At 61.1% G+C, this 25290-nt stretch carries 25 protein-coding genes; 14 read left to right on the forward strand and 11 right to left on the reverse strand.

All coding sequences use genetic code 11. The annotated features are described in order from the left end of the window. Positions 1 to 53: 53 nt before the first annotated feature. Genes BMW74_RS00705 through BMW74_RS00720 form a run of 4 tightly spaced genes read right to left on the reverse strand, consistent with a single transcriptional unit; the run spans position 54 to position 2678 of the window. Positions 54 to 683 carry a DUF1120 domain-containing protein gene (locus BMW74_RS00705; protein WP_093412131.1) on the reverse strand — a complete coding sequence of 210 codons (630 nt, stop codon included), beginning with the start codon at positions 681 to 683 and terminating at the stop codon, positions 54 to 56. Between the two features lie 39 nt (positions 684 to 722). After that, positions 723 to 1337 carry a DUF1120 domain-containing protein gene (locus BMW74_RS00710; RefSeq protein WP_093412134.1) on the reverse strand — a complete coding sequence of 205 codons (615 nt, stop codon included), beginning with the start codon at positions 1335 to 1337 and terminating at the stop codon, positions 723 to 725. 44 nt (positions 1338 to 1381) lie between these two features. Beyond that, the gene (locus BMW74_RS00715; RefSeq protein WP_093412136.1) at positions 1382 to 2026 is read right to left on the reverse strand and encodes a DUF1120 domain-containing protein; all 645 of its coding nucleotides are present in this window, start codon (positions 2024 to 2026) and stop codon (positions 1382 to 1384) included. A 31-nt stretch (positions 2027 to 2057) separates the two neighbouring features. After that, positions 2058 to 2678, reverse strand: a complete 621-nt coding sequence (locus BMW74_RS00720) for a DUF1120 domain-containing protein (RefSeq protein ID WP_093412139.1) — start codon at positions 2676 to 2678, stop codon at positions 2058 to 2060. A gap of 435 nt (positions 2679 to 3113) precedes the next feature. On the opposite strand from BMW74_RS00720, the gene BMW74_RS00725 reads away from it, so the two are divergent. From BMW74_RS00725 to BMW74_RS00745, 5 genes are all read left to right on the forward strand, one after another. Then, entirely contained in the window at positions 3114 to 3932 is an 819-nt protein-coding gene (locus tag BMW74_RS00725) for a response regulator (protein ID WP_175479132.1), read from the forward strand. Positions 3933 to 4139: 207 nt separating this feature from the next. Beyond that, positions 4140 to 4775 carry a response regulator gene (locus tag BMW74_RS00730; RefSeq protein ID WP_093412145.1) on the forward strand — a complete coding sequence of 212 codons (636 nt, stop codon included), beginning with the start codon at positions 4140 to 4142 and terminating at the stop codon, positions 4773 to 4775. A gap of 90 nt (positions 4776 to 4865) precedes the next feature. Continuing rightward, positions 4866 to 5336, forward strand: coding sequence for a nuclear transport factor 2 family protein (locus tag BMW74_RS00735; protein ID WP_093412148.1), 471 nt, complete (start codon positions 4866 to 4868; stop codon positions 5334 to 5336). A 40-nt stretch (positions 5337 to 5376) separates the two neighbouring features. Further along, positions 5377 to 5685 carry a GIY-YIG nuclease family protein gene (locus tag BMW74_RS00740; protein ID WP_093412151.1) on the forward strand — a complete coding sequence of 103 codons (309 nt, stop codon included), beginning with the start codon at positions 5377 to 5379 and terminating at the stop codon, positions 5683 to 5685. Between the two features lie 83 nt (positions 5686 to 5768). After that, the gene (locus BMW74_RS00745; RefSeq protein WP_093412153.1) at positions 5769 to 6704 is read left to right on the forward strand and encodes a glutathione S-transferase family protein; all 936 of its coding nucleotides are present in this window, start codon (positions 5769 to 5771) and stop codon (positions 6702 to 6704) included. A gap of 495 nt (positions 6705 to 7199) precedes the next feature. Here the strand turns inward: BMW74_RS00745 and BMW74_RS00750 are convergent, their stop codons facing one another. Then, the gene (locus tag BMW74_RS00750) at positions 7200 to 7550 is read right to left on the reverse strand and encodes a glutaredoxin family protein (RefSeq protein ID WP_093412154.1); all 351 of its coding nucleotides are present in this window, start codon (positions 7548 to 7550) and stop codon (positions 7200 to 7202) included. After that, complete coding sequence (gene yejK, locus BMW74_RS00755) at positions 7550 to 8554, reverse strand: nucleoid-associated protein YejK (protein ID WP_093412156.1); 1005 nt, start codon at positions 8552 to 8554, stop codon at positions 7550 to 7552. The genes BMW74_RS00750 and yejK overlap by 1 nt, the downstream gene beginning before the upstream one ends. A 394-nt stretch (positions 8555 to 8948) precedes the next feature. Between yejK and BMW74_RS00760 the strand changes: the two genes are divergently transcribed. Further along, on the forward strand, positions 8949 to 9230 hold the full coding sequence (locus BMW74_RS00760; RefSeq protein ID WP_007905514.1) for an HU family DNA-binding protein: 282 nt from the start codon (positions 8949 to 8951) through the stop codon (positions 9228 to 9230). A gap of 198 nt (positions 9231 to 9428) precedes the next feature. Here the strand turns inward: BMW74_RS00760 and rlmF are convergent, their stop codons facing one another. Beyond that, a complete protein-coding gene (rlmF, locus tag BMW74_RS00765; RefSeq protein WP_093412158.1) occupies positions 9429 to 10451 on the reverse strand; it encodes a 23S rRNA (adenine(1618)-N(6))-methyltransferase RlmF in 1023 nt (340 codons plus the stop codon). Between the two features lie 598 nt (positions 10452 to 11049). Continuing rightward, a complete protein-coding gene (locus tag BMW74_RS00770) occupies positions 11050 to 13896 on the reverse strand; it encodes a valine--tRNA ligase (protein ID WP_093412160.1) in 2847 nt (948 codons plus the stop codon). Positions 13897 to 14292: 396 nt separating this feature from the next. On the opposite strand from BMW74_RS00770, the gene BMW74_RS00775 reads away from it, so the two are divergent. Next, positions 14293 to 14730, forward strand: coding sequence for a DUF3757 domain-containing protein (locus BMW74_RS00775; RefSeq protein WP_093412162.1), 438 nt, complete (start codon positions 14293 to 14295; stop codon positions 14728 to 14730). Positions 14731 to 14921: 191 nt separating this feature from the next. Here the strand turns inward: BMW74_RS00775 and BMW74_RS00780 are convergent, their stop codons facing one another. Genes BMW74_RS00780 through BMW74_RS00790 form a run of 3 tightly spaced genes read right to left on the reverse strand, consistent with a single transcriptional unit; the run spans position 14922 to position 17331 of the window. Next, positions 14922 to 15347 (reverse strand): DNA polymerase III subunit chi, encoded by a 426-nt coding sequence (locus BMW74_RS00780; RefSeq protein ID WP_093412165.1) that lies wholly within the window; start codon positions 15345 to 15347, stop codon positions 14922 to 14924. Positions 15348 to 15354: 7 nt separating this feature from the next. Further along, complete coding sequence (locus BMW74_RS00785; RefSeq protein WP_093412168.1) at positions 15355 to 15783, reverse strand: DNA polymerase III subunit chi; 429 nt, start codon at positions 15781 to 15783, stop codon at positions 15355 to 15357. 57 nt (positions 15784 to 15840) lie between these two features. Continuing rightward, complete coding sequence (locus BMW74_RS00790; RefSeq protein WP_093412171.1) at positions 15841 to 17331, reverse strand: leucyl aminopeptidase; 1491 nt, start codon at positions 17329 to 17331, stop codon at positions 15841 to 15843. A 296-nt stretch (positions 17332 to 17627) separates the two neighbouring features. On the opposite strand from BMW74_RS00790, the gene lptF reads away from it, so the two are divergent. The 7 genes from lptF to recO all read left to right on the forward strand — a co-directional run bounded on the left by lptF (position 17628) and on the right by recO (position 25246). After that, on the forward strand, positions 17628 to 18746 hold the full coding sequence (lptF, locus tag BMW74_RS00795) for an LPS export ABC transporter permease LptF (protein WP_093412174.1): 1119 nt from the start codon (positions 17628 to 17630) through the stop codon (positions 18744 to 18746). Beyond that, positions 18739 to 19800, forward strand: a complete 1062-nt coding sequence (lptG, locus tag BMW74_RS00800; protein ID WP_093412177.1) for an LPS export ABC transporter permease LptG — start codon at positions 18739 to 18741, stop codon at positions 19798 to 19800. The genes lptF and lptG overlap by 8 nt, the downstream gene beginning before the upstream one ends. Before the next feature lie 170 nt (positions 19801 to 19970). Next, a complete protein-coding gene (gene lepA, locus BMW74_RS00805; protein ID WP_093412180.1) occupies positions 19971 to 21770 on the forward strand; it encodes a translation elongation factor 4 in 1800 nt (599 codons plus the stop codon). 5 nt (positions 21771 to 21775) lie between these two features. Next, the gene (gene lepB, locus BMW74_RS00810; protein WP_093412181.1) at positions 21776 to 22630 is read left to right on the forward strand and encodes a signal peptidase I; all 855 of its coding nucleotides are present in this window, start codon (positions 21776 to 21778) and stop codon (positions 22628 to 22630) included. A 177-nt stretch (positions 22631 to 22807) separates the two neighbouring features. Further along, on the forward strand, positions 22808 to 23497 hold the full coding sequence (rnc, locus tag BMW74_RS00815) for a ribonuclease III (RefSeq protein WP_093412184.1): 690 nt from the start codon (positions 22808 to 22810) through the stop codon (positions 23495 to 23497). Beyond that, positions 23490 to 24392, forward strand: a complete 903-nt coding sequence (gene era / locus BMW74_RS00820) for a GTPase Era (protein ID WP_093412186.1) — start codon at positions 23490 to 23492, stop codon at positions 24390 to 24392. The genes rnc and era overlap by 8 nt, the downstream gene beginning before the upstream one ends. Before the next feature lie 170 nt (positions 24393 to 24562). Beyond that, on the forward strand, positions 24563 to 25246 hold the full coding sequence (gene recO / locus BMW74_RS00825; protein WP_093412188.1) for a DNA repair protein RecO: 684 nt from the start codon (positions 24563 to 24565) through the stop codon (positions 25244 to 25246). Positions 25247 to 25290 lie beyond the last annotated feature (44 nt).

The raw sequence follows: 25290 nt of genomic DNA on the forward strand, positions 1-25290 counted from the left end.
GGCACGCCCATGCCAGCGGGGATTGGGTATGGCATGGGCGACCACGGCGTGGGTTACAGGTAATTGATTTCTAAGGTGGCCAAACCGTCGATGGGTTGCTCGTCGGTCAGGTCCAGTTGATCGGCCCGGGCAATCGCGCCTTGCACCACCAGGTTGGTCGTCAGGTTGGCGATCGCCTTGGGCGACCATTTCCCGCCGGTCTGGTCACCGAAACCGGCCCAGACCGCTGGAGGCAGCGTCCCCTCACCGAGTAGACCCCAGGTAATGCCCTCGTCGACGGACTGGAGAATGTTGGTCTCCAGCGAGTCGGCGATGGCGCTGTTGAGGTACAGGGCGTAGTAGCCCAACTGCTGGTTGCCATTGATCAAGCCCAGGCCGTAGGCCCCGGGTTGGGAGGCGCTGCCTGAGCGATTGTCGGCGCCGCTGACACTGAACAGTGTGGGGGCGTCGCAATCCACGGCCAGTTGCAGGGTGACCTCGGGCAGTGCGGTCGGCGTGGCCTGGTTCAAGTCTTTGGCGGAGATCTTGCCGTAGTCCACCACGCCGTTGCGTGACAGGCTGGGCGTGCAAGAGCTGAGGACAATCTTGCCGGTGACGCGCAGGTCGACGGTCGAGGTCGCCAGTGCCGAGGTACTGGTGGCCAGCAAGGCGGTGGCGGTCAGCGCGTAAAACGTTTTGTTCATGGGGGCTGAGTTCCTTTCAGTGGGATGCATTCGCGGTGCTTACAAGTAGTTCAATTGCACGGTAGTGTGCCCATCCATGGGGATTTCATCGGTGAGGGTCAGGCTGTTGGCATGGGCGATCAGGGTGTACAGCACCAGCTCGGCATCGAAGTCCTTGACGGCAATCGGTGTCAGGCCAGTGCCCTGGGCGACGGCGAGCAAGAGCTGGTGGCCCAGCACGGAGCCGGGATGCCAGGTCGCACCGCCGTCTTCAGAGATGATGGTGCGTGCCTCAGCCCCGTCGGCGACCGGGTGGTACAGGCCGAATCCGACGCTACCGAGTTTCTCATCGTTGGGCGTCATGCCCAGGCCGTGCCAGTCATCGTGGATGGCGGAGGAACCTGAACGATTGTCCTGGGTGGTCAGGTTGAACAGCGTCAGGCCTTCACAGCGCACGCTCAGTAGCAGCGACTGCCGGGGCAGTGAGGTGGGCTGTTCTGGATCAAGTGTCTTGGCCGACATCTTGCCGTAGTCGACAGTGCCCCCACCGGAGATCATCGGCTCACAGGCCGTGGGGACAATGGCGCCGCGCAGCGAAAGGTTCGTGGCGCTGTCGGCAAACACCGCCGGGGCGACCAGTAGCATCATCAGAAGGCGTGGGACAAAAGCGTTCATATCGTAGAGACCTCGGTTGGGGACAACGCAAAGGGGATTGGCCCTTACAGGTACAGCACCTCAACGGTGGTTGAACCGTCCAGCGTCACTTCGTTGTTCAGCGTCAGGGAGTTAGCGGGGGCGATACCGGGATTGACCTCAATATCGACGGTCAGGTTTTGCAGAGGATGGGGTGCCCAGCCTGTGCTGATGTCGAAGTGGCCGAGGGCGATCCAATAATTGGGCAGTACGGAATCGTCATCGAAAAGCTCACGCCATGTCGTGCCGCTGTTCGTTGAATGCAGCAAGGTTGATGGTTGGTCCGCATCGGCGACGGGGTTCATAAAACTCATGTAGTAGAAACCCAGCTTCTCGCTCTCGTTGATCAAGCCCAAGCCGTAAGTGACTGCGGGTTGATAGGACGATGTGCCTGCTCGATTGTCGGTGAGCCCAAGCGCAAGCAAGGTTTTTGCCTCACAGGTCACCGCCAGCGGAACTTTTCGTTTACCCAGGTAGGTATTCGCCGCTTGGTTCAAGTCTTTAGCCGAAATTTTCCCATAGTCGATAACGCCGGCATTGGGCAGCGTGGGCGTGCACGCGCTCGGCGTAATTTTGCCGGTGATGGTCAAGTCCACGGTGCTGGCCGCGAAGGCAGACGGTGCGCAGGTCAGAAGCAGTGCAGTGGCAAGGGTAGGGTAGAGCTTGTTCATTTGAGGTTGTTCCGGTGTGGGTCAGAGGGGATTACAGGTACTTGATGTCCAGCGTGGCGGAACCGTCGAGCGTGACCTCGTCGGTGAAGTCGAACTGGTCGGCGCGAGCGATCTGGGTACTCACTTGAAAGTCCAGGCTCAGGTCTTTCACGGCCAGCAAGGTTGTACCGTCATCGGTGGCTGCGACGCCCCAAATCCCCTCCAGCTCCCAGTAAGAGCCGGCATGCCAGGTGCTACCGCCGTCGTTCGACACAATGGGTTGAACGGGGGTGGTGTCAGCGATCATGTTCAACGGGTCCAGGTAGAAACGCCCCAGCTTTTTATTGCCATTGACCAGGCCCAGGCCGAAATCGCTTGACTGGGTGGATGAGCCGGCGCGGTTGTCCGTGGGCTTGATCGCAAACTGAGTGTGCGCCTCGCAGTTGACCCTGAACTGCAAGATGACTTTGGGTAAGCTCGTCGAGTTGTTCGGCCTCAGGTCTTTGGCCGAGATTTTGCCGTGATCGACCACGCCACCGCCCGATAGGCTAGGCGTGCAGGCGCTCGGCGTAATCTTGCCGGTGACGGTCAAGTCCACGGTGCTGGCCGCGAAGGCGGACGGTGCGCAGGTCAGAAATAATGCGGTAGCAAGAGCTGGGTAGAGTGTGTTCATTAGAGGGTGTTCCGGTGTCAGGCGACTGACGAGCGAGCGCGCTCTTTAGGCGTCGATCCGCGTCGGTGTCGCGCGTCAGTTTTAAAGGTCGGTCACCCTGTGACAGGGCGGATGTCTGCACCCCCGAAGCGGTGCGCGGCGAAAGATACGGGGGGGGGGGGGCCGGGGAAATACAACAATTACGACAATGCTTGAGTGGCTTCGATAGGACGGGTAATTGTCGGAAACTTGGTGTGGCGGCGTAGGACGATTGCTGTTTCGTAGTTGTTGTATGGCCATCTGAATGTTTACCGCTGTAGCGTGCGCCCTCCATCACACGCACACAGACAAGGGTGCGCGCGGGTGCCTTCAATGCGCTGTCGAATGCAGTCATGTGGGCGGCGCCAGGCGCATATCCCCCGTGTGCGTCTCGCCCACAGCAAGGTGACAACGGCATTGAAGGCGCTTTCCTGCAACCCCCCACGACCCGGCCCGACCCTCTTCGCGGCCCCACCACGGCATTGGCGCAACCGCGTGGTGCTGGTGGTGGAGGACCATGCCTGCTATCGACTGTTGATCGCCTGCTATCTCGATACCCTGGGGCTGGCCCACGAGGTGGTTGAAAACGCTCAGTTGGCGCTGGACGCCCTGGAGCGCCGGCACTTTGATCTGCTGATCAGCGATTGCCAGATGCCGGGCATGGACGGCATCGCGCTGGCCCGCGCCGTACGCCAGCGCGAGCGTGGCCTGGGGGTGGCGCGGGTGCCGTTCATTGTCCTGACGGCGGCCCTGGATCAGGAACGGGCCGCGCGCGCGCTGGCCGTCGACATCGATGCCTGGATGAGCAAACCCCTGACGCTGCAACGCCTGCAGCCGGTGTTGGAACACTGGCTGCCCGGGACGGATGCGCTGACCGCGGGCCAGGCACTGGCAGCGTTCGAGCACGGCGTTGATCAACCCACGCGCGCCAGCCTGATCCAGCTCTTTGGTTCTGCCGAGGTGGTGGAGCGTCTCTTGTCCAGCTTGCTTGAAGAAACCGCCAAGGACCGAGCCGCGCTGGCCCTCGCGTTGGTGCGCCGGGACCCGGTGCAGGTGTTGGAGCACTTGCATCGCCTGGTGGGCAGCATGGCCTTTCTCGGTGTCCCGGGACTGGAGCGCCAGAGCGTTGGCTTGATCGGTGCGGTGCGTCGCTCGGGGATTGCCGCCAACCGCGTCTCACTGGAGCGCTTGCTGGATGATTTGGAACACTGTCTTGACGATCTGGCGCGGATTTGACGCCGGTTTTTTTGGACGCGGTGGCGAGCCGTTTCCTGACTAAAGTCTATTTTTAATCTGTAGGTGTTTTCTCTTTATTTTGTGGGAATTGGAGTTTGGCCCAAGGAACATTGGCGCTCGTAAATCGGGAGGATTCATTGACGGTTGTAGGGCAAAGTCTGTGGGGGTATTTTGCGCGAATTCAATTTGCCATCATGAGTGGGTCCAATGCTTCGTGTGATTATTGCTGACGATCACCCCCTTATCCGTATCGGGCAGAAAGTCGTGATCGAGGCGAACCAAAGATGCACGGTCGTGGGGGAGGCTGATGGCCCGGATGCGCTGCTGGCGTTGTTGGCGTCCACGCCCTGCGATGTCCTGGTCACGGACTTCGCCATGCCGGGTGACCGGCACAGCGACGGCTACGGCTTGCTGAGCCTGCTGCGGCGTCAATACCCGCGGTTGCCGGTGATCCTGGTGACCATGTTTGCCAACGTGGCGACCCTCAGGGCTTCGTTCGCCCATGGCGCGCAGGCGATTGTGGCCAAGAGTGGCGCGGCCCTTGAGTTGCCGTTGGCGATCAAGGCGGTGAGCGAGGGGCAGACCTTCATCAGCCGGTGCTTGCGTGACCAACTGAGTGAGGCGGGCATCGGCGATCAATCGCGCGAGCCTGAGTTGTCCTGCAAGGAGCGTGAGGTGGTCAGGATGCTTGCCAGCGGCATGACCGTCAGCCAGATTGCCGCACGGGTCAATCGCAGCATCTCGACCATCAGCAAGCAGAAGAGCACGGCCATGAGCCGCTTGTGCATCTCCACCGACGTGGACTTGTTCGCCTACGCCCGGGCCAGCGGTATGGTGCCTTAGCACGGGGTATTTGCCGGGTGGATGGCGATAGTGTTTCGTTCGCCGGCACACTATCGTGCGAGGCCCGCCTGTTGATGCTGGAGTCAGCCCATGAATGATCCCCATAGCGCCTTGATCACCGCGTTCTATCAGGCGTTCCAACGCCTGGACGCTGAAGCCATGGCGGCCTGCTACACCGAGGACGTGCTGTTCAGCGACCCGGCCTTTGGCGAGTTGCGCGGGCGCGATGCCGCTGACATGTGGCGCATGCTGACCACCCGGGCCAAGGACTTTTCCCTGGTGTTCGACAGTGTGCAGGCCGATGAGCACGGCGGGAGCGCCCATTGGGTGGCGACGTACCTGTTCAGCCAGACCGGCCACACGGTGGTCAACGACATCCAGGCGCGCTTCGTGTTTCGCGACGGCAAGATCTGCGAGCACCACGACCGCTTCGACCTGTGGCGGTGGTCGCGCCAGGCGCTGGGGTTCAAGGGCTGGCTGCTGGGCTGGACACCGCTGGTGCGCAACGCGGTTCGTGGCCAGGCGCTCAAAGGCCTGAAGGCGTTTCAGGCCAGTCGCTGATAAGATCGGCACCTGTCCACTTTCAAGCCTTGAACGTCACGTGAGCACCCTGAGCGATTGCCCTTCCCGCGCCGTTGAGCCGGACATTGCGCCGAGCAAGTCCTGGTTCGTCTACCTCGTGCGCGCCGCCAACGGTGCGTTGTACTGCGGGATCAGCGACGATCCGCAAAAGCGCTTCGCCAAGCACCAGAGCGGCAAGGGCGCGCGTTTTTTCCTCTCAAGCCCTGCCGTGGCGCTGGTCTACACCGAAGCGTGCCGCGACAAGGGCGAGGCGCTGCGCCAGGAGCGCTTGATCAAGAAGCTCAAGAAGAGCGCCAAGGAATGCCTGGTGGCGAGCCAAGCTGACTGAGCGGTTCTCGTCACGCCGACGGGTAGGCCACGCTGCGATTGCGCGCTAAGCTGCCGGTTCCTCACATCCGCGGCGGGCCCAGCATGTCAGCGTTAATCCTGCACCATTACCCGACATCCCCATTCGCCGAGAAAGCCCGGTTGCTGCTGGGCTTCAAAGGCTTGTCCTGGCACTCGGTGAAGATCTCGCCGGTGATGCCCAAGCCGGACCTGACGGCCTTGACCGGTGGCTATCGCAAGACCCCGGTCTTGCAGGTCGGCGCGGACATCTATTGCGACACCGCGCTGATCGCCCGCCGCCTGGAGCACGCCAAGGCTTCGCCTACGTTGTTCCCGCAGGGCCAGCAGATGACCTGCGCCGCCTTTGCCGCCTGGGCGGATTCAGTGGTGTTCCAGCACGCGGTGAGCCTGGTGTTCCAGCCGGCGTCGGTGGCGGCGCGTTTTGGGCAGTTGCCGCCGGAAGCGATCAAGGCGTTCCTGGCCGACCGTGCCGGGCTGTTCAGCGGCGGCAGCGCCACGCGGCTGTCGGCCGAGCAGGCCCGGCACCAATGGCCAGTGCTCATGGCCCGCCTGGAGGCGCAGTTGCTGCATGAGGAGGGTGACTTCCTGTTCGGCGAGCCTTCGATTGCTGACTTTGCCATGGCTCATCCCTTGTGGTTCCTCAAGGGCACGCCGGTGACGGCGCCGCTGGTGGACGCTTATCCGGCCGTGTCGGCGTGGTTGGCGCGAGTGTTGGGCTTTGGCCATGGCGCATCGAGCGAGATGACGGCCGAAGAGGCGTTGCAGGTTGCCCGGGATTCGACCCCGGCGCCGTTGCCGGATGAAGTCTTCAGCGAGCCAAACGGTTTTAAGGTGGGCCAGCAGGTGACGATTGCGGCGACCGATTATGGTGTCGATCCGGTGCAGGGCGAGTTGTTGTTTGCGGGGTGTGAAGAGTTGATCCTGCGCCGTGAGGATCCCCGTGGTGGGCGGGTGCATGTGCATTTTCCGCGGTATGGGTTTGCTCTCCAGGCCTGCTAGCCGGTCTAGCTCTGGCGGGTGTACATATCCGTTGCTGCGGTAACGGCTGCTGGCGGGTGCGCCCTTACGGCGAGTCCCTTTTGGCAAACGCGTCGAGCGGCGCTGCGCGCCAGTCCCCCAGAGGCATACCTCCACTCAGCCTACCGATGGGGCGGGTGGATCAAGATCAAGAGCTGCAGGCGAGCTACCGCTCGGCCTGTTGAGTGGTGGAGGGCGGATCGGGGTGATTGGGAGTCTGGTGGTTTTGCTTTTGCTTTTGGTGGGAGCAACTGTCTTAGCCATGTCGCTCATCACCGCCATCGCGAGCAGGAATCTGAGCCCGTAGGAGCGAGGCTTGCCCGCGAAGAGGCCGGCACAGCCAGCATCTCCGTTGACTGACCCACCGCTTTCGCGAGCGGGCTCGCTCCCACGGGGATCCGTGTCGAGCGCCGGATTTGCATTCGCTGAGGACCCGCGTGGGAGCGAGCCCGCTCGCGAAGGGGCCCGCCCAGGTCGTTACTTCAACGCGGCCAGGATCGCTTCGGGCTCGAAACCACGGATCAACGTGCCGTTGACGTCCAGGATCGGGATCCCCCGTCCGCCCAGGGCTTCGTACGCCTTGCGCGCTTCAGTGTCGGTGTCGATATCCACATCCTTGAACGGGATGCCCTTGGCATCGAGAAAACGCCTGATCTGCGTGCAGTAGCCGCACCACGAGGTGGCGTAGAGCACGACCTGAGCGTTGGCCCGGGTCTGATCGGCCACCACGAGCGAGGGGTTGAACACTCGCTCGATCTTGCCCCAGTTCTGGTAGACCACCACCACCAGCATGATCAGCAGGACTTTCTTCAGCGTCCTTGCCAGCATCAGTTGCGACGCTTGAGCTGGTCGGTGAGCGAAGTCGGCAGGCCCTTGATGATCAGCGTGCCGGCTTCTTCGTCGTATTCGATCTTCGAGCCCAGCAGGTGCGCTTCGAAGCTGATGGACAGGCCCTCGGCGCGGCCGGTGAAGCGGCGGAACTGGTTCAAGGTGCGTTTGTCGGCCGGGATCTCGGGCGACAGGCCGTAGTCCTTGTTGCGGATGTGGTCGTAGAAGGCTTTCGGGCGCTCTTCGTCGATCAATTCCGACAGCTCCTCCAGGCCCATCGGTTCACCGAGCTTGGCCTGGCTGCTGGCGTAGTCGACCAGGGTCTTGGTCTTCTCTCGGGCGGACTCTTCGGGCAGGTCTTCGCTTTCGACGAAGTCACTGAAGGCCTTGAGCAAGGTGCGAGTCTCGCCGGGGCCGTCGACGCCTTCCTGGCAGCCGATGAAGTCGCGGAAATACTCTGAAACCTTCTTTCCGTTCTTGCCTTTGATGAACGAAATGTACTGCTTGGACTGCTTGTTGTTCTGCCACTCGGAGATATTGATCCGGGCCGCCAGGTGCAGCTGGCCCAGGTCCAGGTGGCGCGAGGGCGTCACGTCGAGTTGGTCGGTCACCGCCACGCCTTCGCTGTGGTGCAGCAGGGCGATGGCCAGGTAGTCGGTCATGCCTTGCTGGTAGTGGGCAAACAGCACGTGGCCACCGGTCGACAGGTTGGACTCTTCCATCAACTTTTGCAGGTGCTCGACCGCCACGCGGCTGAACGCGGTGAAGTCCTTGCCGCCGTCCAGGTACTCCTTCAGCCAGCCGCTGAAGGGGTGCGCGCCGGACTCGGCATGGAAGAACCCCCAGGCCTTGCCCTGCTTGGCGTTATAGCTTTCGTTGAGGTCGGCGAGCATGTTCTCGATGGCACTGGATTCGGCCAGTTCCGAGTCGCGGGCGTGCAGGACTGCGGGCGTGCCGTCGGGTTTTTTGTCGATCAAGTGGACGATGCAATGACGGATCGGCATGGGTTTCTCGGCTCAATGAATGGAGGAGGGCGTGCTCCCCGAAAAAGTGCCCAGTGTAGCGCAACAGCGGGTTTTGGCGGTGCTTGAACGGGGCGCCGGGTGCGTCTGGTCGGGCTTATGCGTTTTTTTACCGATTTAGAGCAATAAAGCTGACCAAATGGGTAGGTAGAGGCGGATATTTCCCCGGCGCTGTGCTAGTTTTGCCCCGTCTTACGCGAAGTCACTGCGTTAAGCGTGCATTCAGCATTTGTCAGGTCGAACCAAACCCTGATTTCGGCATCTATAACCCGCCCCGTCGGTGTTATGGCCGAGGGTGCCAGGTCCAGAAGATCGGGCTCGATGGCTGACACTGCACTCTGCAATCCATATGAATTTGATAGGGAAGGAACACTACATGGCTCTTACTAAAGACCAACTGATCGCCGATATCGCTGAAGCTATCGACGCGCCAAAAACCACCGCGCGTAACGCTCTGGACCAACTGGGCCAAATCGTTGCTGATCAACTGGAAAACGGCGGCGAAATCACCCTGCCAGGTATCGGTAAGCTGAAAGTGACCGAGCGTCCTGCCCGTACCGGCCGCAACCCTTCGACTGGCGCTGCCATCGAAATCGCTGCCAAGAAAGTTATCAAGCTGGTCGTGGCCAAAGGCCTGACTGACGCTGTTAACAAGTAAGACGCATAAAAAAGAACCGTGCCTCGGAGCGATCCGGGCACGGTTTTTTTATGCCTGCGATTTGGTGATGGCCTCTGTCAGCACCCTTAATCTCTGTGGGAGCGAGCCCGCTCGCGAAGGCGCCATAACATTCAGCATCAATGTTGAAGGTCAGACCGCTTTCGCCGGCAAGCCGGTCTTGCTCCTACCAATGGCTTGTCAGCTCTTGCGCGCCCAACGCTGGCGCCACACTTGCTGCTCGGACTTGGTCTGGAAGGTCCAGGCGACGAAGCGGCTTTGCTTCTGCCCTTGGGACATCTCCACGACCTGGCTTTCCAGCACGCCGGCCTTCTTCAGGGCGGTCTGAATCGCGGGCAGGTTGGAGGCTTTGGAGACCAGGGTGCTGAACCACAGCACCTTGTGCTGAAAGTGCGCGCTCTCGGCGATCAGTTGGGTCACAAAGCGCGCTTCACCGCCCTCACACCACAATTCGGCCGATTGTCCGCCAAAGTTCAGTACCGGCAGTTTGCGTTTCGGGTCGGCACGTCCCAGGGCACGCCACTTGCGCTCGCTGCCTTTGGTCGCTTCGTCCATCGAGGCGTGGAAGGGCGGGTTGCACATGGTCAGGTCAAAGCGCTCGCCCGGCTCCAGCAGGCCCAGCAGGATGTGCTTGGGGTTGCTCTGCTGGCGCAGCTGGATGGCCTTGTTCAGCCCGTTGGACTGCACGATGGCTTTGGCGGCGGCCACGGCCGTCGGGTCGATTTCCGAGCCGAGGAAGTGCCAGCGGTAGTCGCTGTAGCCGATCAGCGGGTAGACGCAGTTGGCGCCCATGCCGATGTCGAGCACCTTGACCGGCGCCCCGCGTGGGATCTCGCCGTCATTGACGCTGGCCAGCAGGTCGGCCAGGAAGTGCACGTAGTCGGCGCGCCCCGGAACCGGCGGGCACAGGTAGTCGGCGGGAATGTCCCAGTGCGCGACACCGTAGAACGACTTGAGCAACGCCCGGTTGAACACCCGCACCGCGTCGGGGCTGGCGAAGTCGATGCTTTCCTTGCCGTACGGGTTGATGATCACGAACTTCGCCAGTTCCGGCGTGGTCTTGATCAGCGCCGGGAAGTCGTAACGGCCCTGGTGGCGGTTGCGCGGGTGCAGGCTGGCCTTTTCGCGCGGTTCCACGGTCTTGGCCGGGGTCGCGGACTCGGGCTTCTTGCGCGCAGGGCGGGGTGTGCGGGGGGTGGTCATGGGCGTAGTCGATTCGGGTATGGCTGAAAGTGGGGGCATTGTCCCACATCCAGGCCTTCTGAACGCAATCCCTGTGGGAGCAACTGTCTTAGCCATGCCGCTCGTCACCGCCATCGCGAGCAGGAATCTGGGCTGAGCCCGTAGGAGCGAGGCTTGCCCTAATGCCAGTCAGTTAAGCGAAAACCACGTGGGAGCGAGCCTGCTCGCGATAGCAGTAGGTCAGTCAACGGAGATGTTGGCTGTGTTGCCGTCTTCGCGAGCAGGCTCGCTCCCACAGGTTTGGCGCCTTAACTGACTGGCATTAAGGCTTGCCCGCGAACCGGCCAGCCCATTCAACATCGATGTCGCCAGACTTACCGCCTTCGCGGGCAAGCCTCGCTCCTACAAGGAGTTGAGCTGCCCCCGGATGTGTGTTCGCCGTGGACCAGGGTGGAGCGGGCTTGCCCGCGATGACGTAGACACACGCAATACAGAGGCTGGCTGACCCGCCGCTATCGCGGACAAGCCCGCTCCCACAGGGGATTGTTGGTGTTTTGGGAATGATGCGAACAAAAAAGGGAGGCCGTTGCGGGCCTCCCTGTTTCATTGCGGTTTACCGTTACAAACTGGCAATCCGCGCGTGCTGCTCGGCCAACTTGCCCAGGGCCTGTTCGGCCTCGGCCAGTTTGGCGCGTTCCTTCTCGATGACTTCGGCCGGGGCCTTGTCAACGAAGCCGGCGTTGGACAGCTTGCCGCCGACACGCTGGACTTCACCCTGCAGACGCTGGATTTCCTTGTCCAGGCGCGCCAGTTCGGCGCCCTTGTCGATCAGGCCGGCCATGGGCACCAGCACTTCCATCTCACCGACCAGGGCGGTAGCGGACAGCGGTGCTTCTTCGCCGGCCGCCAGCACGGTGATCGATTCGAGCTTGGCCAGCTTCTTGAGCAGGGTCTCGTTCTCGCTCAGGCGACGCTGATCCTCGGCACTGACGTTCTTCAGGAAGATCGGCAGCGGCTTGCCCGGACCGATGTTCATCTCGCCACGGATGTTGCGCGTGCCCAGCATCAGGCCCTTGAGCCATTCGATGTCGTCTTCGGCGGCCTGGTCGATGCGCGCTTCGTTGGCCACTGGCCAAGGTTGCAGCATGATCGTCTTGCCTTCGACGCCAGCCAGCGGCGCGATGCGCTGCCAGATTTCTTCGGTGATGAACGGCATGAACGGATGCGCCAGGCGCAGGGCCACTTCCAGCACGCGAACCAGGGTGCGGCGGGTGCCGCGCTGACGTTCGATCGGGCCGTTTTCGTCCCACAGCACGGGCTTGGACAGTTCCAGGTACCAGTCGCAGTACTGGTTCCAGATGAACTCGTACAAGGCCTGTGCCGCCAGGTCGAAACGGAACTGGTCGAGTTGGCGGGTCACTTCGGCTTCGGTGCGCTGCAACTGCGAGATGATCCAGCGATCCGCCAGGGACAGCTCAAAGGCTTCGCCGTTCTGGCCGCAGTCTTCGCCCTTGTCCAGCACGTAGCGCGCAGCGTTCCAGATCTTGTTGCAGAAGTTGCGATAGCCTTCGACGCGGCCCATGTCGAACTTGATGTCGCGACCGGTGGACGCCAGCGAGCAGAAGGTGAAGCGCAGCGCATCGGTGCCGTAGCTGGCGATGCCGTCGGCGAACTCGTCGCGGGTCTGCTTCTCGATCTTCTTCGCCAGTTTCGGCTGCATCAGGCCCGAGGTGCGCTTTTGCACCAGTTCTTCGAGCTCGATGCCGTCGATGATGTCCAGCGGGTCCAGGACGTTGCCCTTGGACTTGGACATCTTCTGGCCCTGGCCATCACGCACCAGGCCGTGCACGTACACCGTCTTGAACGGCACCTGCGGCGTACCGTCTTCGTTCTTCACCAAGTGCATGGTGAGCATGATCATCCGGGCAACCCAGAAGAAAATGATGTCGAAGCCGGTCACCAGGACGTCGGTGGAGTGGAACTTCTTCAGGAACTCGGTCTGCTGTGGCCAACCGAGGGTGGAGAAGGTCCACAGCCCCGAGCTGAACCAGGTGTCGAGGACGTCATTGTCCTGTTGCAACGCAACGTCCGGGCCCAGGTTGTGCTTGGCCCGCACTTCGGCTTCGTCGCGGCCCACGTAGACCTTGCCCGACTCGTCGTACCAGGCGGGAATCCGGTGGCCCCACCACAGCTGGCGGCTGATGCACCAGTCCTGGATGTCGCGCATCCAGGAGAAGTACATATTCTCGTACTGCTTGGGCACGAACTGGATGCGGCCGTCTTCGACAGCAGCGATGGCCGGTTCGGCCAGGGGCTTGGTGGACACGTACCACTGATCGGTCAGCCACGGCTCGATGATGGTGCCGGAGCGATCGCCCTTGGGCACTTTCAGGTTGTGGTCGTCAACGCTGACCAGCAGGCCGGCGGCGTCGAACGCAGCGACGATTTGCTTGCGCGCTTCGAAGCGGTCGAGGCCGGCGTACTCAGCCGGGATCTTGCCGTCGATGCTCTCGTTCAGCGTACCGTCGAGGTTGAACACCTGGCAGGCGGGCAGCACGGCGGCGTTCTTGTCGAAGATGTTGAGCAGCGGCAGGTTGTGGCGCTTGCCGACTTCGTAGTCGTTGAAGTCATGGGCTGGGGTGATTTTCACACAGCCGGTGCCGAATTCGGGGTCGCAGTAATCGTCGGCGATGATCGGGATGCGGCGGCCAACCAGTGGCAGCTCGACAAACTTGCCGATCAGGGCTTGGTAGCGTTCATCGTTCGGGTTCACCGCGACGGCGCTGTCGCCGAGCATGGTTTCCGGACGAGTGGTCGCGACGATCAGGAAATCGTTGCCTTCAGCGGTCTTGGCGCCGTCGGCCAGTGGGTACTTGAGGTTCCACAGGAAACCCTTCTCGTCGTGGTTCTCCACTTCAAGGTCGGAAATCGCCGTGTGCAGCTTGGTATCCCAGTTGACCAGGCGTTTGCCACGGTAGATCAGGCCGTCTTCGTGCAGACGGACGAAGGCTTCCTTGACCGCTTCCGACAGGCCATCGTCCATGGTGAAGCGCTCGCGGCTCCAATCCACCGACGAGCCGAGGCGACGGATTTGACGGCTGATGTTGCCGCCAGACTCATCCTTCCATTCCCAGATCTTTTCCAGGAACTTCTCGCGGCCCAGGTCGTGGCGGCTCTGGCCCTTGGCTTCGAGTTGGCGCTCCACCAGCATCTGGGTGGCGATACCGGCGTGGTCGGTGCCCGGCTGCCACAGGGTGTTGCGACCCTGCATGCGGCGGAAACGGATCAGGGCGTCCATGATCGCGTTGTTGAAGCCATGGCCCATGTGCAGGCTGCCGGTGACGTTCGGCGGCGGGATCATGATGGTGTAGGAATCGCCCGCGCCTTGCGGGGCGAAGTAGTTCTCGGACTCCCAGGTCTTGTACCAGGAAGTTTCAATGGCGTGCGGCTGGTAGGTCTTATCCATGCGCGGCGGGACCCTATTGGCATTTATTCAGGAAAAGCCGGCAAGTATAGCGGGGATGTTGCCTGGGGCGTAGAGCGAGCTGATGGCAGGGGGAGAAAATTCAGTCTTTTCGTGCTGCAGGCCGCGACGGCGCGTGGCGGTGTCGAGGGCGCTGGGCATCGGCTGCGCCCCCCTCTGCCCGATACGCCCTGATTGGGCCGGCAGGCGCGTGAGACGAATTTGAAGCGAATGATGTCGGTGATTTTTCGCTTACATGTAAGGACTTTCCCTACAAGTCTGCATGTTTGAGTGCGGGGTGGGTATGAGTAATATTCAGCGGGCACAACAAGGCAGTTACGACTTGTGCGAAGTGTCTGTGAATCAATCATGGCGTTTCAATAACTAAATGGAGTGTTTATGGCTATCAAGAAAGTGGTGCTGTTGTTTTGTGTTCTGTTGTCGGCAAATGCGTGGGCCGGGCCAATGGAGCATTGTCCGAAGATCGCCGATATAAAGGAAGTGGGTGTGGGAACCTATACGGCGCCAACCGTGGGCGGCACGGGCGACTGGTATGGCACGTCACAAACCGGTCGCGGGGCGGTTGGGCGTTTCGAGGAAGCGATCTTCAAGGCCCACGGGGAGCCGAAAAAAGGCGCTGTCGTCGGTGAGCTCCTGCATTGTGGCTACGCGTTGCGCGATGGCGGGAAGTTGGACATGAGATTCAAGCAAGAGGGAACGGTCGTCAGTATCAAGGCGGGCAAAGTGTGGGAGCAGTGGTACAACCAATACTACTGTGAAGATAAAGCCGAAGGTGCCTGCACGTTCAAAGAGTTGGTGCGTCCAGGTAAAGGCTGATTATATAAATGATGAGTGTTGGGTCGGCTGATGGTTGCCGGCCGTGACGCAATCAATCGTTATAGGTCGGGTTTACGGCGGTAGTTGCCTGCGTTAATAACTGCCCGCTACATGTTATTTGTAGGGGGCAGGTTAATTGTTTTCTAGTGCGTTTAAAGGGGCGGGGAGTGCGTTCACTTCCGCCCATAGCGTCAGTGGTCGTATTGACTCAACAATCGCTCCATCCGTGCATCAAGGCGGCGCTTGATCTCGGTCTCGATGTGCGGCGCGAAATCGTCGATCACGTCTTGCATGATCAATTGCGCGGCGGCGCGCAGTTCACTGTCCAGGTGCAGCATGACGTCGGCGGCTTGCTGGGCGGTCGTTGCCGGCTGGGCAGCAGGTGCTTGCACAGGCGCAGGCGTTGGACCTGGAGCTGGCTCTTCGATGGCTGCCGCGGGCGCCTGGGCGCCAATCTGGTCGAACAGCAATGGAATCTGGCCCTCATCACCGCCCACGGGATCGACCGTATCGGTCAACAGGGGAGGTTGCAGGTTGTCGTCGCCGAGCAGTTGGCGGATCGACTCGAGGTCGTCCAGCAGGTGCGCGGACTTGGGAAGCGGATTTGGCGTGTCCATCGTGTACTCAGAGGCGCTGTAGACGGTGATCTTGCAGAGGATAGCCCTGTTCGCGGTAGAAGCGGAAACTCTCCCGCGCGGCCTGACGAATAGCGGGGTCTTCCACCACCACCTCTGCCACGCGGGCAAAGCGCTGGGCAAAAGACGGAACCTTGAGGTCGAGATTGACCAGCAAGTCCCGGTGTTGCCCGGGGTCATCGCCCAGGCCCAGGACAATCAAGCCCTCCGGCTCGCTTTCGGCGGGGCCGTGGGGCACGAAACTCTCGCCCTTGAATGCCCACAAGCGTGCATCGAGATCGTCGCGCTGGGCCGCATCGCTGCAATGCAGGTAGATGCGGTGGCCCATGCGCCAGGCTTTTTCGGTGAGCTTGCAGGCAAAGTCCAGCCGCGCCGACGGATCGGCGCTGGGCAGGATATAAAAGTCGACTTTGGTCATTGCGGTTCCTGAGCCCCGTGCGGCGCCATGGGTGGGCGCCGCGCAGGGTCATCGGTTTCAGGCTTTGGCGCGGTCCAGCAGGTACTGGGTCAGCAGGGGCACCGGGCGGCCAGTGGCGCCCTTGTCCTTGCCGCCGCTGATCCAGGCGGTGCCGGCGATGTCCAGGTGCGCCCAGTTCAGGTTCTTGGTGAAGCGCGACAGGAAGCAGGCGGCCGTGATGGTGCCGGCTTTCGGGCCGCCGATGTTGGCGATGTCGGCGAACGGGCTGTCCAGTTGCTCCTGGTATTCGTCGAACAACGGCAATTGCCAGGCGCGGTCGTCGGCGGCCTTGCCGGCGCTGAGCAACTGCTCGATCAGTTCGTCGTTGTTGCCCAGCAGGCCCGAGGTGTGGGAACCCAAGGCCACGATGCAGGCGCCGGTCAGGGTGGCGATGTCGATCACTGCCTGTGGCTTGAAACGCTCGGCGTAGGTCAGGGCGTCACACAGCACCAGGCGGCCTTCGGCGTCGGTGTTGAGGATTTCCACGGTCTGGCCGCTCATCGTAGTGACGATGTCACCCGGACGGGTCGCGTTGCCGCTGGGCATGTTCTCGGCGCAGGCCAGAATGCACACCAGGTTGATCGGCAGTTTCAGTTCGAGTACGGCACGCAAGGTGCCGAACACGCTGGCCGCGCCGCCCATGTCGTACTTCATTTCGTCCATGCCGGCGCCCGGCTTGAGGCTGATGCCGCCGGTGTCGAAGGTGATGCCCTTGCCGACCAGGGCGTAGGGCTTCTCGGACTTCTTGGCGCCGTTGTATTGCATGACGATCAGGCGCGGAGGCTGGGCGCTGCCCTGGCCAACGGCGTAGAACGAGCCCATGCCCAGTTCCTTGATCTTCTTCTCATCCAGGATTTCGACTTTCAGGCCTTTGAATTCCTTGCCCAGGCTCTTGGCCTGTTCGGCCAGGAAGATCGGGTGGCAGATGTTCGGTGGCAGGTTGCCCAGGTCACGGGTGAACGCCATGCCGTTGGCAATCGCCGTGGCGTGGGTCACGCCGCGCTGCACTTCGGCCTGTGCGGCCTTGATGGTCAGCAGGGTGATTTTTTTCAGGGCGCGGGGTTCGGCCTTCTGGCTCTTGAACTGATCGAAGCTGTATTCGCCGTCCACCAGGGTTTCGGCCAGCAGGCGGGTCTTGCCATAGCTGTCGCGGCCCTTGACCACGATTTCGTCCAGCGCCAGGGTGGCGTCGGTGCCGCCCAGGCCCTTGAGGGTGCTGAGCGCGCCGGCGATGATTTTACGGAACGGGCGGTCGCCCAGTTCAGCGTCTTTGCCCACGCCCACCAGCAGCACGCGTTCGGCCTTGAGGTTCGGCAGGCTGTGCAGCAACAGGCTCTGGCCGACCTTGCCGGCCAGGTCACCGCGCTTGAGCACGGCGCTGATGGCGCCGCCGGTCAGTTCGTCGATCTGTTTGGCGACGGTGCCGAGTGTGCGGTTTTCGCCGACGGCGACCACCAGAGTGGCGGTTTTCAACGTTTCTGGGCTAACGCTTTTTACAACCAGTTCCATGTCCGGGTCCCTGAATAAATGGTCAAAGTGCGGCGCGTCGCGCGCGCGGTACATCTATATAGAAAGACGCTGGCAAGCCTGCGACAAAGGCCGCAGTTTGAACCTCGCCCCGTGCGCCTGACAACCCTTGCACCGTCGATCTTTAGCGCTTTGCCCGCCGGCTTGAGCATGCGCAGTGACAGGCGCGGTCAATCACAGGATAATGCGCCATCTTTTTCGATGGCTCGGGTTCTGCGGGCCGTCTGCTACGTTTGCTTGTTTGGCCGCCCTAGCCTGACAACCCTGGAGTGTCTGGTTTGATTGTCTTCCGTTATCTCTCCCGCGAAGTCCTGTTGACCTTGAGCGCCGTCAGCGCCGTGTTGCTGGTCATCATCATGAGCGGACGCTTCATCAAATACCTCGCCCAGGCGGCTTCCGGTCTGTTGGACCCGGGCTCCCTGTTCCTGATCATGGGCTTTCGCCTGCCGGGCTTCCTGCAACTGATCCTGCCGCTGGGGCTGTTTCTCGGGATCTTGCTGGCTTATGGCCGCTTGTACCTCGAAAGTGAAATGACCGTGCTCTCGGCCACCGGCATGAGCCAGCAACGCCTGCTGGGCATGACCCTGTTTCCGGCGACCCTGGTGGCCCTGCTGGTCGCATGGCTGAGCCTGAGTCTGGCCCCGCAAGGCGCCAACCAGTTCCAGTTGCTGCTGAACAAACAGGACGCCCTGACCGAGTTCGATACCCTGGAGCCCGGGCGTTTCCAGGCCCTGCGCGATGGCACCCGAGTGACCTACACCGAGCATTTGTCCGATGATCGGGTCAATCTGGGGGGCGTGTTCATTACGCAAAAGAACGTCGCCAGCGACGGTAAGGACCGTGGTATCTCGGTACTGGTGGCGGAAAAGGGCCGCCAGGAAGTCCTGGCCGACGGCAATCGCTACCTGATTCTGGACAATGGCTATCGCTACGACGGTAACCCTGGCCAGGCCGACTACCGGGCCATCCAGTACGAAACCTACGGTGTCGTGCTGCCAAAGCCCGATGTCAGTGACGAGGTGACTGATCGCGATGCCATCAGCACCCGTGTCCTGATGGCGAGCGACGATGTGCGTAACCATGCCGAACTGCAGTGGCGCCTGTCCTTGCCCTTGCTGGTGTTCATCGTGACCCTGATGGCGGTGCCGCTGTCGCGGGTCAACCCGCGCCAGGGGCGTTTCCTCAAGCTGCTGCCGGCGATTCTGCTCTACATGGCTTATCTGACCATCCTGATTGCCGCTCGCGGCGCCCTTGAAAAAGGCAAGCTGCCGGTGGCGCTGGGGTTGTGGTGGGTCCACGGGATCTTCCTGGTCGTTGGCCTTGGCCTGCTGTATTGGGAACCGTTGCGATTGAAGATGGCGAGTCGCCGCAGTGCGCAGGAGGTGACCCGTGGTTAAGCTCGATCGCTACATTGGTAGCAGCGTGTTCATGGCGATCTTGGCGGTTCTGGGGATTATCCTCGGCCTGGCGACCCTGTTTGCGTTCATCGATGAAATGGGTGATGCCAGCGACACGTACACCGTGCTGGATGTCTTGAGCTATGTACTGCTGACCGCGCCGCGCCGCATGTACGACATGTTGCCGATGGCCGCGCTGATCGGTTGCCTGATCGGCCTGGGCAATCTGGCCAGTAACAGCGAGCTGACCATCATGCGTGCGGCCGGTGTGTCCATCGGGCGCATCGTTTGGGCAGTCATGAAGCCGATGTTGGTGCTGATGCTGGCGGGCTTGCTGATTGGTGAGTACGTGGCGCCAGCGACGGAAAACATCGCCCAGGCCAATCGCTCACTGGCCCAGGGCAGTGGCGACGCGCAAAGCGCCAAGCACGGCCTATGGCACCGCCAGGGTGACGAGTTCATTCACGTCAACTCGGTACAGCCCGACGGCGTGCTGTATGGCGTGACCCGCTATCACTTCGATAAAGAGCGGCACTTGTTGTCCGCGAGCTTTTCCAAGCGTGCGGAGTTCGACAAGGACCATTGGCAACTGACCGACGTCAGTACCACGCTGTTCCACGACAAGAGCACCGAGGTCGTGAGCACGCCGAGCGAGCGCTGGGACGTGGCCTTGAGCCCGGAGTTGCTCAATACTGTGGTCATGACCCCGGAAACCCTGTCGATCAGCGGCTTGTGGGGTTACACCCACTACCTGGCGGAGCAGGGTCTGAACAATGGCCGTTACTGGCTGGCATTTTGGGTCAAGGTGTTGCAACCGTTGGTCACCGCAGCACTGGTGCTGATGGCGATTTCCTTCATCTTCGGTCCGTTGCGTTCAGTGACCCTGGGGCAGCGGGTCTTCACCGGTGTGCTGGTGGGGTTCACCTTTCGGATCGCCCAGGACTTGCTGGGCCCATCGAGCCTGGTGTTCGGCTTCTCGCCGCTGTTTGCGGTCCTGATACCCGCGTCCATCTGTGCGCTGGCCGGCTTCTGGCTGTTGCGTCGGGCCGGTTGACGGTCGGTATTTTCAGCCGTTGCAGGCCTTTCAAACGCCCCGTTCGCCAGGACGGGGCGTTTTTGCATGGTTTGCCTGGCCAGCAAACGTGACGCTCGCGCCACGGATCAGGTACAATTCCCGGCTATTTTTCGGCGGGCTATGCCTGCAGCCTTTTTGAGTGTTGATCCGTGAGTGATTTGAGTCATATCCGCAATTTCTCCATCATCGCCCACATTGACCATGGCAAGTCGACGCTGGCCGATCGCTTCATCCAGATGTGCGGTGGCCTGGCCGAGCGTGAAATGGAAGCCCAGGTACTGGACTCCATGGACCTTGAGCGTGAGCGCGGCATCACCATCAAGGCCCACAGCGTTACCTTGTATTACACCGCCAAAGACGGCATCAAATATCAGTTGAACTTCATCGACACCCCCGGCCACGTTGACTTTACCTATGAAGTCAGCCGCTCGTTGGCGGCCTGTGAAGGTGCACTGCTGGTGGTCGATGCCGGCCAGGGCGTGGAAGCGCAATCGGTCGCCAACTGCTACACGGCGATCGAGCAGGGCCTGGAAGTGATGCCGGTGCTGAACAAGATCGACCTGCCACAGGCCGATCCGGACCGGGTCAAAGAGGAAATCGAAAAAATCATCGGCATCGATGCCACCGATGCGGTCGAGTGCAGCGCCAAGACCGGCCTGGGCGTCGATGAAGTGCTCGAACGCCTGGTCAAGACCATTCCCGCGCCAACCGGCAACTACGAAGATCCGCTGCAAGCGTTGATCATCGACTCCTGGTTCGATAACTACCTGGGCGTTGTGTCCCTGGTTCGCGTGCGCCATGGCCGCGTGAAGAAGGGCGACAAGATTCTGGTCAAGTCCACCGGCAAGATCCACCTGGTGGACAGCGTCGGTGTATTCAACCCGAAACACACCGCCACCGTTGACCTCAAGGCCGGTGAAGTAGGCTTCATCATCGCGGGCATCAAGGACATCCACGGTGCGCCCGTCGGCGACACCCTGACCTTGAGCTCCACGCCCGATGTCGACGTGCTGCCAGGCTTCAAGCGTATCCAGCCGCAGGTGTATGCCGGTCTGTTCCCGGTCAGCTCCGACGACTTCGAAGACTTCCGTGAAGCGCTGCAGAAGCTCACCCTGAACGACTCGTCGTTGCAGTACACCCCGGAAAGCTCCGACGCCCTGGGCTTCGGCTTCCGTTGCGGGTTCCTCGGCATGCTGCACATGGAAATCATCCAGGAGCGCCTGGAGCGCGAGTACGACCTGGACCTGATCACCACGGCGCCGACGGTTATTTTTGAGTTGGTGCTCAAGACCGGCGAGACGATCTACGTCGACAACCCGTCCAAGCTGCCGGACGTGTCGTCTATCGAAGACATGCGTGAGCCGATCGTGCGGGCCAATATTCTTGTGCCGCAAGAGCACCTGGGTAACGTCATCACCCTGTGCATCGAGAAGCGTGGCGTGCAGCACGACATGCTGTTCCTCGGTTCCCAGGTCCAGGTGACCTACGATATTCCGATGAACGAAGTGGTCCTGGACTTCTTCGACCGTCTGAAATCCACCAGTCGCGGCTATGCTTCTCTGGATTACCATTTCGATCGTTACCAATCGGCTAGTCTGGTGAAGCTGGATGTGCTGATCAATGGTGACAAGGTCGACGCCCTGGCGTTGATCGTGCACAAAGATAATGCGCACTACAAAGGTCGCCAGTTGACCGAGAAGATGAAGGAACTGATTCCTCGTCAGATGTTCGACGTCGCGATCCAGGCCGCCATTGGCGGGCAGATCATTGCGCGGACTTCCGTCAAGGCTCTCAGAAAGAACGTATTGGCCAAGTGCTACGGCGGTGACGTTAGCCGTAAGCGCAAGCTGTTGGAAAAGCAGAAGGCCGGTAAAAAACGCATGAAGCAGGTCGGCAACGTGGAAATTCCACAAGAAGCCTTCCTTGCTGTGCTCAGGTTGGATAGTTAGGTCCTATGTCACTAAATTTCCCGCTGTTGCTGGTTATTGCTGTCTTCGTCTGCGGTTTGCTGGCGTTGCTCGATCTGGTTTTCCTGGCACCGCGCCGGCGGACCGCGATTGCGTCCTATCAAGGCAGCGTCAGCCCGCCTGATGTGGCCGTGATCGAGAAGCTGAGCAAAGAGCCGTTGCTGGTCGAATACGGCAAGTCGTTCTTCCCGGTGCTGTTCATCGTGTTGGTGCTGCGCTCGTTCCTGGTGGAGCCGTTCCAGATTCCGTCTGGCTCGATGAAGCCAACCCTGGACGTGGGTGACTTCATCCTGGTGAACAAGTTTTCCTACGGGATCCGCTTGCCGGTGATCGATAAGAAAGTCATCGAAGTCGGTGATCCGCAGCGCGGGGATGTGATGGTGTTCCGCTACCCGAGCGACCCGAACGTCAACTACATCAAGCGTGTAGTCGGTCTGCCGGGCGACACGGTGCGCTATACCGCTGACAAGCGTCTGTTCGTCAACGGCCAGTCGATTGCCGAGCAACTGGTTGGCTCCGAGCCGGGCACCCTGGGCAGCGCGGAACTCTACAAGGAAAAACTCGGCACTGCCGAGCACCTGATCCGCAAGGAAATGAGCCGCTACCGGGCAACGCCTGACCGTACATGGACCGTGCCTGCCGGGCACTACTTCATGATGGGCGACAACCGCGACAACTCCAACGACAGTCGCTATTGGGATGACCCTACTATTCCCAAGGACATGCTAGGCATGGTTCCCGACCAGAATATCGTCGGCAAGGCCTTCGCGGTCTGGATGAGCTGGCCAGAACCCAAACTCAGCCACCTGCCGAATTTCTCGCGGGTTGGCCTGATCAAGTAATCACCCACGGCGCTGTTGAACACAGCGCCGAATGCTTTTCTGGAGCCTGAACAAGGTTGCACGAAGCATGAAGCCAACGATATTCAGGAAGTCATTTTTGAACACAGCGTTAATTGTCCAAACGCCTAGCAGCCTCGCTGCGACGGACGTCGACCACGAACTCAGCGTGGGTACACCGTGAGCGTCTCCTTAAGCCGTCTCGAGCGTCAGCTCGGCTACACCTTCAAGGACCAGGAACTGATGATCCTGGCCCTGACTCACCGCAGTTTTGCCGGGCGCAACAACGAACGCCTGGAATTCCTCGGTGACGCCATTCTCAACTTCGTTGCCGGCGAGGCGCTGTTCGACCGCTTCCCGCTGGCCCGCGAAGGCCAACTGTCGCGTCTGCGTGCGCGCTTGGTAAAAGGTGAGACGCTGGCGGTACTGGCCCGTGGTTTTGACCTGGGTGAGTACCTGCGCCTGGGCTCTGGTGAATTGAAGAGCGGCGGCTTTCGTCGCGAGTCGATCCTGGCCGACGCCCTTGAAGCGCTGATCGGTGCGATCTACCTGGATGCAGGCATGGACATGGCGCGTGAGCGCGTATTGGCCTGGCTGGCGTCCGAGTTCGAGAGCCTGACCCTGGTCGATACCAACAAAGATCCAAAGACCCGACTGCAGGAGTTCCTGCAGTCGCGTGCCTGTGAGCTGCCGCGTTACGAAGTGGTGGATATCCAGGGTGAGCCCCATTGCCGGACGTTCTTCGTCGAATGCGAAATCACCCTACTGAACGAAAAAAGCCGAGGTCAGGGTGTGAGTCGTCGTATTGCCGAACAGGTAGCGGCCGCCGCAGCACTGATAGCCCTGGGCGTGGAGAATGGCCATGACTGATTCAACTGCAACTCGCTGTGGCTATGTCGCCATCGTCGGCCGTCCGAACGTGGGCAAGTCCACGTTGCTGAACCACATCCTCGGCCAGAAGCTGGCCATCACCTCGCGCAAGCCGCAAACCACCCGCCACAACATGCTCGGGATCAAGACCGAGGGCGCCGTGCAGGCGGTCTACGTCGACACCCCCGGCATGCACAAAGGTGGCGAGAAGGCCCTGAACCGCTACATGAACAAGACCGCTTCGGCGGCGTTGAAAGACGTCGACGTGGTGATCTTCGTGGTCGACCGCACCAAGTGGACCGACGAAGACCAGATGGTTCTCGAACGCGTCCAGTACGTCACGGGCCCCTTGATCGTCGCGTTGAACAAGACCGACCGTATCGAAGACAAGGCCGAGTTGATGCCGCACCTGAGCTGGTTGCAGGAGCAGTTGCCGAACGCGCAGATCATCCCGATCTCTGCCCAGCACGGCCACAACCTCGATGCCTTGGAGCGGGTGATCGCCGAGCACCTGCCGGAAAACGAACACTTTTTCCCGGAAGACCAGATCACCGACCGCAGCAGTCGTTTCCTGGCTGCCGAGCTGGTGCGCGAGAAAATCATGCGCCAGATGGGTGCCGAGCTGCCGTACCAGATCACCGTCGAAATCGAAGAGTTCAAGCAGCAAGGCAAGACCTTGCACATCCATGCCTTGATCCTCGTCGAGCGTGACGGCCAGAAGAAAATCATCATTGGCGACAAGGGCGAGCGCATCAAGCGCATCGGCACCGAAGCGCGCAAGGACATGGAGCTGTTGTTCGACTCCAAGGTCATGCTCAACCTGTGGGTCAAGGTGAAGGGCGGCTGGTCCGATGACGAGCGCGCCTTGCGTTCGCTGGGTTATGGCGATTTGTAGTACCGATTTTGGCCACATTGTAGAACCTTGTGGGAGCGGGCTTGCTCGCGAAGGCAGAGTGTCAGGCGCTATCCATGCCGACTGAGACTCCCTCTTCGCGAGCAAGCCCGCTCCCACATTGGTTTGAGGTCGTTAGTAAAACTGCATTCCCACACTAAGATGCGATTTCTATGTCCCAACCCCTCGCCCAACCCGCCTACGTTCTCCACTCTCGCGCCTACCGTGAGACCAGCGCGTTGGTCGACTTCCTCACGCCGCAAGGGCGGCTGCGGGCGGTGTTGCGCAGTGCGCGGGGCAAGGCCGGGACACTGGCTCGGCCTTTTGTACCGCTGGAGGTCGAGTTCCGGGGGCGCGGCGAGTTGAAAAACGTCGGGCGCATGGAGAGTGCGGGCGTCTCTACCTGGCTCAGCGGTGAAGCGCTGTTCAGCGGCCTGTACCTCAATGAGTTGCTGATTCGCCTGCTGCCTGCCGAAGATCCCCATCCCGCGGTGTTTGAGCACTACGCCGCCACGTTGCTGGCCTTGGCGGAAGGTCGCGCGCTGGAGCCCTTGCTGCGTTCCTTCGAATGGCGCCTGCTGGATGACCTGGGTTACGGCTTTGCGTTGACCGCAGACGTGCAGGGCGAACCCATTGCCGTTGATGGCCTGTATCGCTTGCAGGTCGATGCTGGACTCGAGCGGGTCTACCTGCTGCAACCTGGCCTGTTCAACGGCGCCGAGTTGCTGGCGATGGCGAGCACCGACTGGAGCGCCCCCGGCGCGTTGTCGGCGGCCAAGCGGCTGATGCGCCAGGCGCTGGCCGTTCATCTGGGTGGCCGGCCATTGGTCAGTCGCGAGTTGTTTCGCAAGCCCTGATCAATCCGTATGCTGTGCACCGAACTTTCTCTTCTTCTGGAGCG

Source organism: Pseudomonas sp. ok272 (assembly GCF_900109995.1).
Taxonomy (GTDB): Bacteria; Pseudomonadota; Gammaproteobacteria; order Pseudomonadales; family Pseudomonadaceae; genus Aquipseudomonas.